Genomic DNA, 12,762 nt, shown 5'->3' on the forward strand with positions numbered 1-12,762 from the left:
CCTCACCCTGTAAACCCAATCAACTGTAGGAGCTGGCTTGCCTGCTCCCACAGTTTTATCGGGTTACCCCAGGCTTACTCCACTGGGTCACTCACCGGCTTGGCGATGATCGCTTTCAACTCGCTGGTCATCGGGAACTCCAGGTTCAAGCCCTTGGGCGGAATCGGCTGCTCGAACCAGCGCTGGTAAATCCCGTTGATCTCTCCCGAGCGGTACAGCTCGCCCAGGGTTTCGTTGACCACCGCGAGAAACTGCGGGTCATCCTTGCGCACCATGCAGCTGTAGATCTCCCGCGACTGCTCCTCGCCGACGACCACCCAGTGATGCGGGTCCTTGGCCTTGGCGCGCTCGCCGTAGAGCAACGCGTCGTCCATATAGAACGCTACGGCCCGGCCAGTCTCGAGCATCTTGAACGCTTCGCCATGGTCCTTGGCGCTGATCACGAACATATTGGCTTTGTGTTCAGCGTTATAACTTTTGAGAAAGCGCTCATTGGTGGTGCCGGCAGTGGTCACCACATTCTTGCCCGCAAGGTCGGCAAAGCCTTTGATCCCACTGTCCTTGGCCGTGAGCAACTGGCCCTTTACATAGATAAACCCGTAGGAGAATGCCACCTGCTTCTGGCGCTCAGCCGTCACGCCGGTGGAGCCGCACTCCAGGTCGACAGTGCCGTTCTGCACCAGCGGGATGCGGGTTTGGGACGTCACCAGGTTGTACTTCACCTTGAGGTCGCCCACTGCGGTTTTCTGCTGAATACGCTCGACAATCCTGTTTGCCAGGTCCACCGAGTAGCCCATCGGTTTACCACTGTTATCCCCCACATAGGAAAACGGCACCGACGCATCGCGGTAGCCAAGGGTGATGGACTTGGCGCTGGCGATCTTGCTCAAAGTGCCCTCCAGTGGCGCTTCGGTTGCATGGGCCTGTGCGCTCAACAAAAGCCCCAGCGCGCAGCCGGTCAACAGGATTGTTTTCATTGTTATTCTCCGTGGGTCTTTGAGGTTATTTACGGACTGCAATCACGCTGATTTCCACCAGCACACTCGGCCGCGCCAGCTCTGCTTGCAAGGTAGTGCGCGTGGGCGCCATGCCTGGCGAGAGCCATGCGGACCAGACTTCATTCATCGGCGTAAAACCGGCAGCGATGTCCTTCAGGTAGATCGTCGCGTTGAGCAAGTGGTCCTTATCGCTGCCCGCCTCGGCCAACAGCGTATCAATCCTGGCCAGCACTTCCCGGGTCTGGGTGGCCACATCCAGGCCGTCGCCGGGCACCTGGCCCGACAGGAACACCAGTTCCTTGAACGTCACGGCACCGCTGAGTCGTTCGTTGCTGTTGATTCGGGTAATGGTCACGGCTGCATCCTCAAGCGGCGCGGGGCGTCAGGCCCTGCATATCAATGGAAGGGGTGCGCTGGTCGATCAATTCGGCCAGCAATTGGCCGCTGCCGCAGGCCAGGGTAAAGCCAAGCGCGCCGTGGCCCAGGTTCAGCCACAGGTTGCGATAGCGACTGGCGCCAATCAGCGGCACGCCCGTTGGCGTGGCCGGGCGCATGCCAGCCCATTCGAGCGCGTGTGCGTAGTCAGCTGCATGGGGAAATGTCTCTACTGCCTGGCGCTTTATCAACGCCAAGCGCGAAGGCTCAAGGCCGGCATCGAATCCCACAATATCCACCATGGCCGCGACCCGTAGTTGCTCGCCGAGGCGCGCGTAGACGATCTTGCGGTCGTAGTCGGTGATGCTCACATTCGGCGCCTTGTGTTGCGGGCCAATCGGCGCGCTCAAGCTGTAGCCCTTGAGCGGGTATAAGGGCAGTGACAGCCCCGGCAGTGCCAACTCAGCGCTGCGATAACCGGCCGCCAGGACCAGTTGCTCGACTGGCATCACCTCATCACCCAGTTCGATGGCCTGCACCGCACCGCCAGCATGGCGCAGCCCGGTGACCTTGCGCCCGAGCAAGAACCTGCAACGCCCCGACGCCTCAAGCCGGGCCGCCAATTGCCGGCAAAAAGCGTGGCAATCCCCCACTTCCTCGTTCGGCGTGTAGATGCCGCCGACAAAGCCACCGGCCGCCAGTGCGGGCTCCAGGCGAGCGCACTCAACAGACGACAACACCTGTTGCTGCAGGAAATTTGTGACCTTGGCGCGGGCATGTTCAAAGGTGCTGGCGCTGCGAAACATCACCAGCTTGCCGTTGCGCCGCCAGTCGAAGCCGCCCAGGCGATCATCCTCGCGCCACTGCTGTAACGTGCTCTGGCTCAGGGTAGCCAGGCGCAGAAGATGGGCACCGTTACGCCTGTTGACCGAACCCCGGCAAGCGCCGATAAAGGCCGCCATCCAACGCCATTGCTGTGGGTCGAGGCGAGGTCGCAACTTCAAGGGCGAGTCGCCACGCAACAACCACCCGATTGCCTGCAAGGGCACGCCCGCGTCAGCCAGTGGCGCAACATAGCGATAGGACAGTTGTCCACCGTTGGCAAAACTGGTTTCGCTGCCCAAGGTGCCACGGGCATCGATCAGCGTGACCTCATGGCCAGCCCGCACCAACGCATAAGCGCTGGCCAAGCCGATAACCCCACCGCCGATGATGCAAACCTGCCTGGCCATCCCAGCCCCCAACCGTTGATTAAGAGCGCTCAGCGTAGAGCCAGGTGACAGGTCACCGACAATGAATAAAGATGGCTCACCTATAAACAAAGGTTATGGGACTCCCCATGCGCTTGCGTCATATCGAAATCTTCCAGGCCATCCGTCAGACCGGCTCCATCAGTGCCGCCGCGCAGTTGCTGCACGTCTCGCAACCGGCGGTGACCAAAGTGCTGCAGCACGCCGAGCTGCAGTTGGGCTTTGCGTTATTCCTGCGGGTACGGGGTAAATTGCAACCCACCCCGGAAGCCCTGGCGCTGGAACGCGAAGTCGAGAAAGTCAGCGCAAGCCTGCAAGGCGTGCGGCGCCTGGCGAAAAGTTTGCGCCGCGAACCGGGACAAAGCATTCGCATCGGCGCAATCCCGGCGCTGGCGCTGGCGCTGCTACCGCCGGCGGTCCTGGAATGGAAGCGCGATTACCCGGACATTGCCTGTGAACTGTCCAGTGACCATAGCCACGAGCTGGTGCAAAAGCTGTTGATGCGCGAGATCGACCTGGCGCTGACGCTCAACTTTTCCGGGCATCCGGGGCTTACCACTCAAGTATTGGCCAACGGGGTGTTGGTGGCATTGGCGTCCAAAGGCTATTGGCCCGATGCCGAACGGCATCAGCCCCTGCCGTTGGCCGAACTGGCCGGCGCGCCCTTGATCGGCCTCTCCAGCGCTGACCCGCTGGCCGCCAAGCTGGAGAGTTATCTGGAAAGCGTAGACCCGCCACCACGCGTGACGATCTCGGTGCAGACCTATTCACTGGCCCGCGTGATGGTCGAATCCGGCGCGGGCCTGACCGTGATCGATCCGTTCACAGCATTGGGTGCTTCAACGGCCACCACCCATATCCGAACGCTCACCCCGCCGCTGCCAATCACTCTCTACGCGCTGACCCGTGCCAACGAACCTCCACCGCATATGCTGGCCAAGTTGCTAGAGATTTTCGGTAGCCGCGCCCAGGTGTTACTGGAACGCCTTTAAGTGTGGGAGCCGGGCTTGCCCCCTCCCACAATCAGAGCACGTAATGCATGATCGCCACGAAATGCAGCAGGCTGCCGCCAATCACAAACAAATGCCAGATGCCGTGGGAATGGCGCAAGCGATCCTCCAGGGCAAAAAAGATAATGCCTACGGTGTACAGCACCCCACCGGACGCCAACCAGATAAACCCTGCCGTACCCAACGCCGCCATCAGCGGCTTGACCGCTACCAGTACGATCCAGCCCATCACGGCGTAGATCACGATGGACAAAATTCGCGCCTCCGAACGCGGCTTGATCTCCTGCAGGATGCCGATCACCGCCAGCCCCCACACAATCCCGAACAACGTCCAGCCCCACGGCCCGCGCAGGGTCACCAGGCAGAATGGCGTATAACTGCCGGCTATCAACAGGTAAATGGAAAAGTGATCGACCTTCTGCATGATCGCTTTTCGCCGGCCTCGCACGCTGTGGTACACCGTCGACGCGCTGTAAAGCACCATCAGGGTAAAGCCATAAATCGCCACGCTGACGATCTTCCAGGGGCTGCCGTCCAGGCTCGCCACTACCAACATCCACACGGCGCCAATACAGGCCGCGACTGCACCGAGCAAATGGCTCCAGGCGTTGAATCGTTCCCCGTGGTACATCTATCGTTGACCTCCCCTCACCGTTGACGACTGTCGGCAAGCCTCCAGCCTTGCGTATCAGAGTGCAAGCGGCGTGTGACGTTCCAGCGACGAGGGCCGCGTTTGCAGGCACAATCGAGCGCAATCGAACAAGAGCCCAAGGCCATGCTGATCGACGAAGAATTCACCCTCAAGAAGCTGGAGATCTTCCTGGCGTTCATGCGCACCGGCAACCTGGCCCGCGCGGCCGCCGAGCTGCAAACCAGCAATGTCAGCGTGCACCGCGCCATTCACTCCCTGGAAAGTGCCCTGCGCTGCCCGCTGTTCAAACACGAGGGTCGCAACCTCACTCCGCTGGAAAGCGCCTACGTGCTCGAAGAGCGTGCGCAGAAACTGGTGGCTGATGTGGTCGACAGCGTGCGCCTGACCCGCGAAGCCGCTGGGTTCTCGGCCGAACGTTTCAAGCTCGGCTCGCTGTATTCGCTGACGGTCAAGACCGTGCCACAGTTGATCATGGGCCTGAAAATCCGGCGCAGCGAACTGAATATCGACCTGATCCTGGGCTCCAACTTCGACCTGCTCTATAAGCTCAAGAACATGGAAGTGGACGCGATTCTCATCTCCCTCGACGAACACGCCCACGACCCCGACTGCGAGCAGATCGCGCTGTTCAGCGATGACATCTTCCTCGCCACCCCGGCCGATTCGCCCCTGGACCGCGATCAGGAAATCGACCTGGCCGACGTGCGCGATGCCACCTTCATCACCCTCACCCAGGGCTTCGCCACGCATCAGGACGGCAACCGGGTGTTCCATCAGGCCGGGTTCGAGCCGAAGGTGGCGATGCAGGTGAACGATATCTTCACCTTGCTGAGCATGGTCAGTTCAGGGGTGGGTTATGCGCTGCTGCCAGGACGTATCGCAGCGGTGTATGAGAACCGCGTGAAGCTGATACCGTTGCAGCCCAGGTACCGCCTGCAACAGCAGATCGGTGTGGTGTTCCTGAAAGCCAAGGAGCGTGACCCAAACCTGCTGGCGTTGTTGGCGGAGTGTCGGATGTATGCCAATCGCCAAAGCTGAGGACGATCGCTCCCACGCTCTGCGTGGGAGCGCAGCTCAGGACGCTCCGCGTCCGCTTTTTGACCGTGACGCAGAGCGTCACAAGAGGCGTTCCCACGCGGAGCGTGGGAACGATCATCCCCTATCAGCCCACCAACCCACGCATCAGCAAAAACAACAACGACGGCCCCAGCAAACACCCCAAGGCCGTATAGAACGCCGCCGTCAAACACCCATAAGGCACCAGCTTCGGATCAGTCGCCGCCAGGCCGCCCGCCACACCGCTGGAGGTGCCCATCAAGCCACCGAAGATCACCGCGCTGCGTGGGTTGTTCAGCCCGATCAGCGGCGCCACGAACGGCGTCATCACCATCACCAGAATGGCCTTGATCAACCCCGCGGCAATGGACAGCGCCATCACCTCGGAGCTGGCCCCAATCGCCGCGCCGGTCACCGGGCCGACGATATAGGTCACGGCCCCGGCGCCAATGGTGGTGAGGCTCACCGCATCGGTGTACCCGAACGCCATCGCCACCCCTACCCCGGCAACGAACGACGAGCCCACGCCGACAAACAGCGCCAGTACACCCACGTAGCCGGCGCGTTTGAGCTCATCGACACTCACGCCAAACGCCGTGGCGACAATGGCAAAGTCCCGCAACATCGCACCACCGAGCAGGCCGATGCCTGACAACAGTGGAATATCCACCACGCCCTTGGAACCACCGGTAAACGCACCGCCCACATACGACAGCGCCAACCCCAGCAGAATGGCAATGGCCGAACCATGCAGGCGGCCCTTGGTGAAGGTATCGGAGATCCAATAAGACACCCACATGGTCAGGCCGATCACGGCGAAACCACTGATCAAGCCGTAGCCGGTGATCACTTTCATCATCGATTCGTACATGGCGATCACCCGGCTTCTTTGGTGGGAACAGGAGCAACCGGCTCGCGGTTACCGATACGCACCAGCACGGGTACCAAAGCAAAGCCGAGCACTACGGCGAGGGTCCCGGCCAGAATCGCCATAGGCCCACCGCTGATGGCGCCATACACGTTTTGCTGGGCAGCCATCGCCACCACAATCGGGATATACACCGCCGCCCAGAAACTCACGCCTTGCTCAGACTTGCCGGTAAACAGGCCGCGTTTGCTCAGGTAGCTGCCCAGGCCAATTAACAGCAGCATGGCAATACCCACCCCGCCGACGTTGGCCGGAATACCCAACAGCTTGCCCAGCAGTTCACCCACAAACAGCCCTGCCAGCGTGCAGAACGCCAAAAAAGCCACACCGTAGATAATCATGGTTGTTGTCCTCAAAGTGCTCGTTCGAAATTGTTGTTTTTGTGCTTCGAAAGCCTTGGGTACTGCGTTATCGGTGGCGGCGTTCCTCCTCTTGCAGCAGGGCCTGCAAGGTGTCCAGGCGGGCGCCTTCGCAGGCGATCACCGTGCCCTGTTCAAACACACGGCGTGACAGACCGGTGAGCACCGCGCCCGGAGGCAGTTCGATTTGCAGGCGCACACCACGCTCGTAAGCGCTTTGCACCGTGCCGCGCCAATCGACGACGCGGCACATATTGAAGGCCAGGTCGTCACGCAGTTGTTCGGGGTTGTGGATAGGTCGCGCGCGGGTGCTGCTCAGGTAAGTAATGCGCGGCGCCTTGAGTGGGACGAAGGCTTGGAACAGTGCCTGGGCGGGTTGCTCCAGCAACGGGCAGTGAGACGGCACGCTGACGGCCAGGCGCTTGGCGAAACCGTTGCCTTTGATGCGTTCGGCAACTCGCTTCATCGCCTCGTTGCTGCCGGCGATGACGGTCTGGTTGTCGGCATTGATATTGGCCAGATACACCGGCGTATGCGGGCTGTGGATATCCGCCAGCAAGGCCTCGACGCTGGAAAGATCAGGGCCGATCAGCGCCGTCATGCCATAGCCCTGTGGATAAGCCTGCTGCATCAGTTCACCACGCAGGCTGACCAGTTTTATCGCATCAGCGAAGTCCAGGGCCCCGGCCATCACCGCGGCTGGGTAGGCGCCGATGGACAGGCCCGCTACATAATCCGGCGTGCACTCTAATCGCCGGGCATGGGCCACGCCGGCGATCACCAGGCACAGTTGCACAGCCCGCGTCGATTCCAGAGCCTGCGCCGAGTCGAGCCGACGAACGTCTTCACCCAGGGCATCACTGGCCTCTTGCACAATGGCGGCCGGCAACGCCTGGAGCATGCCGCTGCGTTGGGCGCCCTGCCCCGGAAACACCAGAAGGCTACTCATGCCACGGCCTGCCAAGGGTCGAGCACAAGGTGCGCACCGCTGACGGTCTTGAGCAGTACACGGCGTGAGGGGCCGGCCCATTCGCGCAACGCGACGGCACCGAAAGGGGTTTGCAGTTGCAGGTCGACGGCGCAGGGCGCGGTGTCCAGGATCGCCAACAGCGCTCGCGCCTCGCTACGATCCAGGGGCTTGGGCGTGCACAGGATCAAATCCAGGTCACTGTTGGCATGCAGCGCTTCAATGCCACTGGCCAATTCAAACCCGGCACTGCCGCTGACGCCCCAATCTTGCGGCGCCAGCACCGGCCGCAGTTGATCGAGGGCCCGCAGCGCCGGTAAATCCCGTGGTGAGACCGCCGCTCGCAAAGCTTGCGGCGCCACCCGCCGTTGCACCGCCGCCACGGGCATCTGGGCGGCAAAACGCTGCTCACGCAAACGCCCACGCACACCGACCGCCACATGGCCCGGCTCGGCGATGGCACGCCGCACCACTACCGGATGCCCGGCACGGATCGCGTCCCGCACCCAGGCCGGGGCATCGGCAGGCAGATGCGCCAGGGTCATGCCCCAGAGTAAGTCGTGGGCGTTCACCATTGCTCCCGCAACAGCTGGCGCACTCGGCTGGAGGCGGCTCGGTTGGTGGCGCCAAGGCGTGAGCTCAAGTCGGTACTGCCGATATCCTTGACTGCCTGCACCAGGCAATCGCTGACTCGCGCCACGTCATCCGTCGTGGGTTGTTCAATCCGGGTGACTGACAACGTCTCCCACAGCAATCCCAGGCTGGCATAGCTGTCGATGTCATAGGCCATCGGCGGCACGCTGGCGGCCAGGGTTTCCAATTCTTCGACGCTACGCAAGGTCACCCGTGCCGCCGAGGCCTTGCCCATGGCATGCACCATCACGCCAGGGTCGCGCAGGGCGATCAGGCGATTGGCCTGGTAGCCGTGGGCGAGGAACGCCCCCGACATGGCCTTGCCCACCAACAGGGCGATCACCGGGTGGCCGGCGAGCCGAGCGCGAGCGTAGCTGTCAGCGGCGGCGGCCAAGGCCTGATGAATGCCAAGGGCTTCTTCGCGACGACCATAGGCTTGGCTGGGTACGTCGACGATAGCGATGATGGGGCGCTTGTCACCCCGGGCGATGGCTTCGTCCACCGCCTTGGCCAAGCCCCAGCCTTCCAGTAGGCCGACTTCGCCATTGCGGGCGCGGGGGAAGCGGTTGTGCGGGTCGGGGACCACGGCGATATAGCGCACCGCCTGTTCACCCAACACACCATCCGCCACTTTCAATGAGCCCGGCAAACCTTCGACCGGCGTTGCGTTGGCGCTCAATGCGTTGAACCACTGCAAGCCTCTCATGAGCGTTCTCCCTGATACAGCGCACGAACCGTCGCCGGCTCGATTTGCGCGCTCGCGTCCAGTTCGGCCAGGCGCGCCAGGTAAAAATCAGCGCGCCGGCTGCGCGGTTGTGCGGGCACGCCCTGCTGCAACAGTGCGCTGACAGTCTGCTGGATCTGCGCCACATCGTCGGCCACATAACGGTCGGCCAAGCCACTGTTGAAGCGCTGCTCGCCACCGGTAAGGCTCCAGATAAACGGGCGGTCGCGGGAGTCGTATTCCTCCAGGCCAGCCTCCTGCTCGATCACTTGGGGGCCATTCAAGCCCAGGCGTGCTTCGCGAGTGACCACCAGGTAACTGCACAAGCCAGCCGCGATGGACATGCCCCCAAAGCAACCGACACTGCCGGCCACCACGCCGATCACCGGCTGGTACTGGCGCAGGTCGACAATCGCCGCGTGAATGTCGGCAATGGCAGCCAGGCCCAGGTTGGCTTCCTGCAAGCGCACGCCGCCCGTTTCCAGCAGTAGCAACGCGCAGGTGGGGATGCCGTTGCGGTTGTCTTCGGCGGCCAGCTCCAAGGCGCCCGCGATTTTCGCACCGCCAACTTCACCCAGGCTGCCGCCCTGGAAATTACCTTCGATCGCGGCAATCACCACAGGCTTGGCGCCGATGCTGCCCTTGGCGATCACCACACCATCATCGGCCTGGGGCACCACGCCTTGGCGGCTGAGCCACGGTGACATGACCCGCTGGAACGGGTCGATCAACTCGCGGAAGGTGCCGGCATCCAACAGCGCCTTGGCGCGCTGTCGGGCGCCAAGTTCGACAAAGCTGTGTTTAGCGAGTAAGTCAGTCATGGCCGATCTCCTCGAAACCTTGCTCCAGGCGCAAGCGCACTACCCCGGGCGTGGCTCCGAAGTCGTGGATATCAATGTTCAGGGCCGGTGGCGTCTGCTCCTGGAAGATGCGTTCGAACAGGTGCTGCCAGCGTTGCTGCGCGCCATTGACCGAGGTTTGCACCTGGATGGTCAAGGTGCCGGGAGTGCCCGGCTCCAGCAGCACTTCCAGGTCGCCCGAGCCGACGCAACCCACCAGCGCACGGCCTTTGGGGGGCTGCCCGGCGGGGAATTCAAAGGATAAGGTTTCCATCACAACGCTCCGTCGAGGCGGTCGATAAACAGGCAGGCGGCCAACAGGTCGGCGGCGCCGCCGGGGGAGGCATTCAAGGCCAGCAGTTGCAGGTCCAGTTCATGCAGTTGGCGGCGTCCGGCCAGGGTTGCGCTGCCACCGGCGTCGAGCACGGCCTGGGCGCCCTGTTGCATGGTGGCCAGGCCTTCGGTACCGGCGCGGTAGAGCACGCAGGTGTCTGCCAGGTCCGTCATGATCGCCAGCAAAGCATCCAGCCGGGCGTTCTGCTCACCGGCGTTTTCGCGGCGGCTCTTGTGCAGTTGCGGCAGGCCGCGTTGAGTCACCGAAGGGAAGCCGAGCTGGGCTTCTTCACGGGCACCGCGTGCACCGTAGCGCTGTGCAACCTGGGCGCCATGGCTCATGGGCTGCGGGGCGAAGCGGTCGTTGAGCAGAGCCAACTTGGCGGCGGTCAGGGTTATGGTGCGGGGCTCCAGGGCCGCCGCAGCGGTGAGCAACCCCAGCGCCCAGATCGCACCGCGATGGGTGTTCACGCCCTGGGTGGTGGCGAGCATGGCCTGCTCGCCTTCCCGGCCAATACGCCCGAGCGCTTCGCGCAGGGTCAGGCCGACTTCGCCGATGTCGAGCGCGGCCTCGGCCATTTCCTTGAACATCGGCCACAGCGACAGCGCCGAGGCGTGCATCAGCCCCAGGTGCAAATCGCTGTGGGCGCCGTTACCGCGCCGGTCTACCAGGGCAGGTTTAGGCGACAAATCCGCTTCGTCGATCAGCGCATCCACGGCCATATCCGCCAGGCGATCGGCCAGGCTCAGTTCATGCTGTTTGAGCGCGCGCATTTACCAGCTCCTGAATTTGGCGGGCGGGTTGTAGAGGCCACCAGACCAGTCCACCAGGTCGGCCACGCTCTTGGCGGCCAACAACTCGCGGGTGGCGTCGGTGCGGCGAATACCCAAGTCTTCGGGCAAGGCAATCAAGCCTTCGCGGCGCATGCGCGCAGTGTCCTTGGGGTTGTGGCGCATACCGATGGCGGTCACCCCGGCGACGGCGGCGATCATTGCCTGACGTTCTTCCAGGGAGCGCGCCTTGTACAGGTAGGCGATGCCTTCTTCGGTGAGCAAGTGGGTGACGTCGTCGCCGTAGATCATGATGGGCGCCAGGGGCATGCCGCTTTTGCGGGCCACTTCCACCGCGTCCAGGGTGTCGACGAAAGTGGGTTTACCGCCTTCCTGGAAGGTCTCGACCATCTGCACTACGAGTTTTTTGCCGCGTTCAAGCAAGGCTTCGGGGGCATCGTCGTGGCGCATATCCAGCCAGGCCGGTGTGCCATGACGGCGGCCGCGTGGGTCGTGGCCCATGTTCGGCGCGCCACCGAAACCGGCGAGGCGGCCACGGGTCACGGTGCTGGAATGCCCGTCGCCATCCACTTGCAGGGTGGCGCCGATAAACAGGTCCACGGCGTATTGGCCGGCGAGTTGGCAGAACATGCGGTTGGAGCGCATCGAGCCATCGCGGCCGGTGAAGAACACATCCGGGCGTGCGGCAATATAGTTTTCCATGCCCAGTTCGGTGCCGAAGCAATGCACGCTTTCTACCCAACCGCTTTCAATCGCCGGGATCAATGTGGGGTGCGGGTTGAGGGTCCAGTTGCGGCAGATCTTGCCTTTGAGGCCCAGGGATTCGCCGTAGGTGGGCAGGATCAATTCGATGGCAGCAGTGTTGAAGCCGATGCCATGGTTGAGCGACTGCACATTGTGTTTTTCGTAGATGCCCCGGATCGCCATCATCGCCATCAACACATGCACCGGCTTGATATGGCGTGGGTCGCGGGTGAACAGCGGCTCGATGTAGAACGGCTTGTCGGCCACCACCACGAAATCCACCCAACTGGCGGGGATGTCGACGCGAGGCAAGTCGGTAACGTCGTCCACCAACTGGTTGACCTGCACGATGACGATGCCATCGCTGAAGGCAGCGGGTTCGATCAGCGCCGGGGTGTCTTCGGTGCTGGCGCCGGTGTAAATGTTACCGGCACGGTCGGCCATGAAACCGGCCGAGAGCACCACGTTGGGGATCAGGTCCACCACCAGCCGCGCATAGAGCTCGATGTAGGTATGAATCGCGCCGATCTCCAGCATGCCGTCTTCCAGCAACTGGCTGATGCGCAGGGATTGGGTGCCAGCGAAAGAGAAATCCAGCTTGCGGGCAATGCCCTTTTCAAACAGGTCCAGATGCTCGGAACGGCCCACGCTGGGCATGATCATGTGCAAATCGTGGAGCTTGGCGGGGTCGGCCTGGGCCAGGGAGCGCGAGAGGAAGTCGGCCTGCTTCTGGTTGTTGCCCTCCAGCACTACGCGGTCGCCGGGGAGGATCAAGGCTTCAAGGGCCTCGACGATCTTGTCACTGGGCAACACCGCCCCGTCTGCGTATTTTTTGACCAGCCCGAGCCGCCGCTGCTTCTCGTCGCGCCGCCGCGTCCAGCGCGAGTCGGGGGTGATGGTTGTTGTCATGGTCGCTCCACGGGGGGTTGCTGTCGTGGGGCTTACCTTAGGAGTGAAGCGTTAAGGCATCAATCAAGCTGGAGGACGAACCGTTACGCCTGGAGTAACGAAGATCAAACTGTGGGAGCTGGCTTGCCTGCGTTGATGGTGGGTCAGTGCATAACTGATCGTTCCCACGCTCCGCGTGGGCATGCATCCTGTG

15 protein-coding genes are annotated in these 12,762 nt (G+C 62.5%); 2 read left to right on the top strand and 13 right to left on the bottom strand.

The window, feature by feature from the left end:
- Window positions 1–74: 74 nt before the first annotated feature.
- From GIW79_RS04710 to GIW79_RS04720, 3 genes are read right to left on the bottom strand one after another with little or no spacing between them, the layout of a single operon-like run.
- Window positions 75–977: a transporter substrate-binding domain-containing protein gene (locus GIW79_RS04710; RefSeq protein ID WP_054897561.1), complete on the bottom strand. Its 903-nt coding sequence runs from the start codon at window positions 975–977 to the stop codon at window positions 75–77.
- 25 nt (window positions 978–1,002) lie between these two features.
- Window positions 1,003–1,353, bottom strand: coding sequence for a RidA family protein (locus GIW79_RS04715; RefSeq protein WP_034128923.1), 351 nt, complete (start codon window positions 1,351–1,353; stop codon window positions 1,003–1,005).
- Window positions 1,354–1,363: 10 nt separating this feature from the next.
- The gene (locus GIW79_RS04720) at window positions 1,364–2,605 is read right to left on the bottom strand and encodes a D-amino acid dehydrogenase (RefSeq protein ID WP_096142979.1); all 1,242 of its coding nucleotides are present in this window, start codon (window positions 2,603–2,605) and stop codon (window positions 1,364–1,366) included.
- A gap of 107 nt (window positions 2,606–2,712) precedes the next feature.
- On the opposite strand from GIW79_RS04720, the gene GIW79_RS04725 reads away from it, so the two are divergent.
- Window positions 2,713–3,615, top strand: coding sequence for a LysR family transcriptional regulator (locus tag GIW79_RS04725; RefSeq protein ID WP_236452435.1), 903 nt, complete (start codon window positions 2,713–2,715; stop codon window positions 3,613–3,615).
- Between the two features lie 31 nt (window positions 3,616–3,646).
- On the opposite strand, the gene trhA is transcribed toward GIW79_RS04725, so the two are convergent.
- Window positions 3,647–4,264, bottom strand: coding sequence for a PAQR family membrane homeostasis protein TrhA (trhA, locus tag GIW79_RS04730; RefSeq protein ID WP_003195019.1), 618 nt, complete (start codon window positions 4,262–4,264; stop codon window positions 3,647–3,649).
- A gap of 144 nt (window positions 4,265–4,408) precedes the next feature.
- Between trhA and GIW79_RS04735 the strand changes: the two genes are divergently transcribed.
- The gene (locus GIW79_RS04735; RefSeq protein ID WP_014720307.1) at window positions 4,409–5,323 is read left to right on the top strand and encodes a LysR family transcriptional regulator; all 915 of its coding nucleotides are present in this window, start codon (window positions 4,409–4,411) and stop codon (window positions 5,321–5,323) included.
- Window positions 5,324–5,447: 124 nt separating this feature from the next.
- On the opposite strand, the gene madM is transcribed toward GIW79_RS04735, so the two are convergent.
- The 9 genes from madM to mdcA all read right to left on the bottom strand — a co-directional run bounded on the left by madM (window position 5,448) and on the right by mdcA (window position 12,569).
- Window positions 5,448–6,212 (bottom strand): malonate transporter subunit MadM, encoded by a 765-nt coding sequence (gene madM, locus GIW79_RS04740; protein WP_003195023.1) that lies wholly within the window; start codon window positions 6,210–6,212, stop codon window positions 5,448–5,450.
- 5 nt (window positions 6,213–6,217) lie between these two features.
- The gene (gene madL / locus GIW79_RS04745) at window positions 6,218–6,610 is read right to left on the bottom strand and encodes a malonate transporter subunit MadL (protein WP_032894763.1); all 393 of its coding nucleotides are present in this window, start codon (window positions 6,608–6,610) and stop codon (window positions 6,218–6,220) included.
- Window positions 6,611–6,677: 67 nt separating this feature from the next.
- Window positions 6,678–7,577, bottom strand: coding sequence for a malonate decarboxylase subunit epsilon (mdcH, locus tag GIW79_RS04750; RefSeq protein ID WP_060763960.1), 900 nt, complete (start codon window positions 7,575–7,577; stop codon window positions 6,678–6,680).
- Entirely contained in the window at window positions 7,574–8,170 is a 597-nt protein-coding gene (locus tag GIW79_RS04755; RefSeq protein WP_089041469.1) for a malonate decarboxylase holo-ACP synthase, read from the bottom strand. The genes mdcH and GIW79_RS04755 overlap by 4 nt, the downstream gene beginning before the upstream one ends.
- A complete protein-coding gene (mdcE, locus tag GIW79_RS04760; protein WP_054916897.1) occupies window positions 8,164–8,934 on the bottom strand; it encodes a biotin-independent malonate decarboxylase subunit gamma in 771 nt (256 codons plus the stop codon). The genes GIW79_RS04755 and mdcE overlap by 7 nt, the downstream gene beginning before the upstream one ends.
- On the bottom strand, window positions 8,931–9,773 hold the full coding sequence (locus GIW79_RS04765; protein ID WP_106117728.1) for a biotin-independent malonate decarboxylase subunit beta: 843 nt from the start codon (window positions 9,771–9,773) through the stop codon (window positions 8,931–8,933). Before GIW79_RS04765 ends, mdcE begins: the two co-directional genes overlap by 4 nt.
- A complete protein-coding gene (locus GIW79_RS04770; RefSeq protein WP_014720312.1) occupies window positions 9,766–10,065 on the bottom strand; it encodes a malonate decarboxylase subunit delta in 300 nt (99 codons plus the stop codon). The genes GIW79_RS04765 and GIW79_RS04770 overlap by 8 nt, the downstream gene beginning before the upstream one ends.
- Window positions 10,065–10,898 (bottom strand): triphosphoribosyl-dephospho-CoA synthase, encoded by an 834-nt coding sequence (locus GIW79_RS04775; RefSeq protein WP_060763959.1) that lies wholly within the window; start codon window positions 10,896–10,898, stop codon window positions 10,065–10,067. Before GIW79_RS04775 ends, GIW79_RS04770 begins: the two co-directional genes overlap by 1 nt.
- Window positions 10,899–12,569 carry a malonate decarboxylase subunit alpha gene (gene mdcA, locus GIW79_RS04780; RefSeq protein ID WP_034128931.1) on the bottom strand — a complete coding sequence of 557 codons (1,671 nt, stop codon included), beginning with the start codon at window positions 12,567–12,569 and terminating at the stop codon, window positions 10,899–10,901.
- Between the last annotated feature and the right edge of the window lie 193 nt (window positions 12,570–12,762).

It is taken from the genome of Pseudomonas sp. PA-7-1E (assembly GCF_021605325.1).
Classification (GTDB): Bacteria; Pseudomonadota; Gammaproteobacteria; order Pseudomonadales; family Pseudomonadaceae; genus Aquipseudomonas; species Aquipseudomonas fluorescens_BV.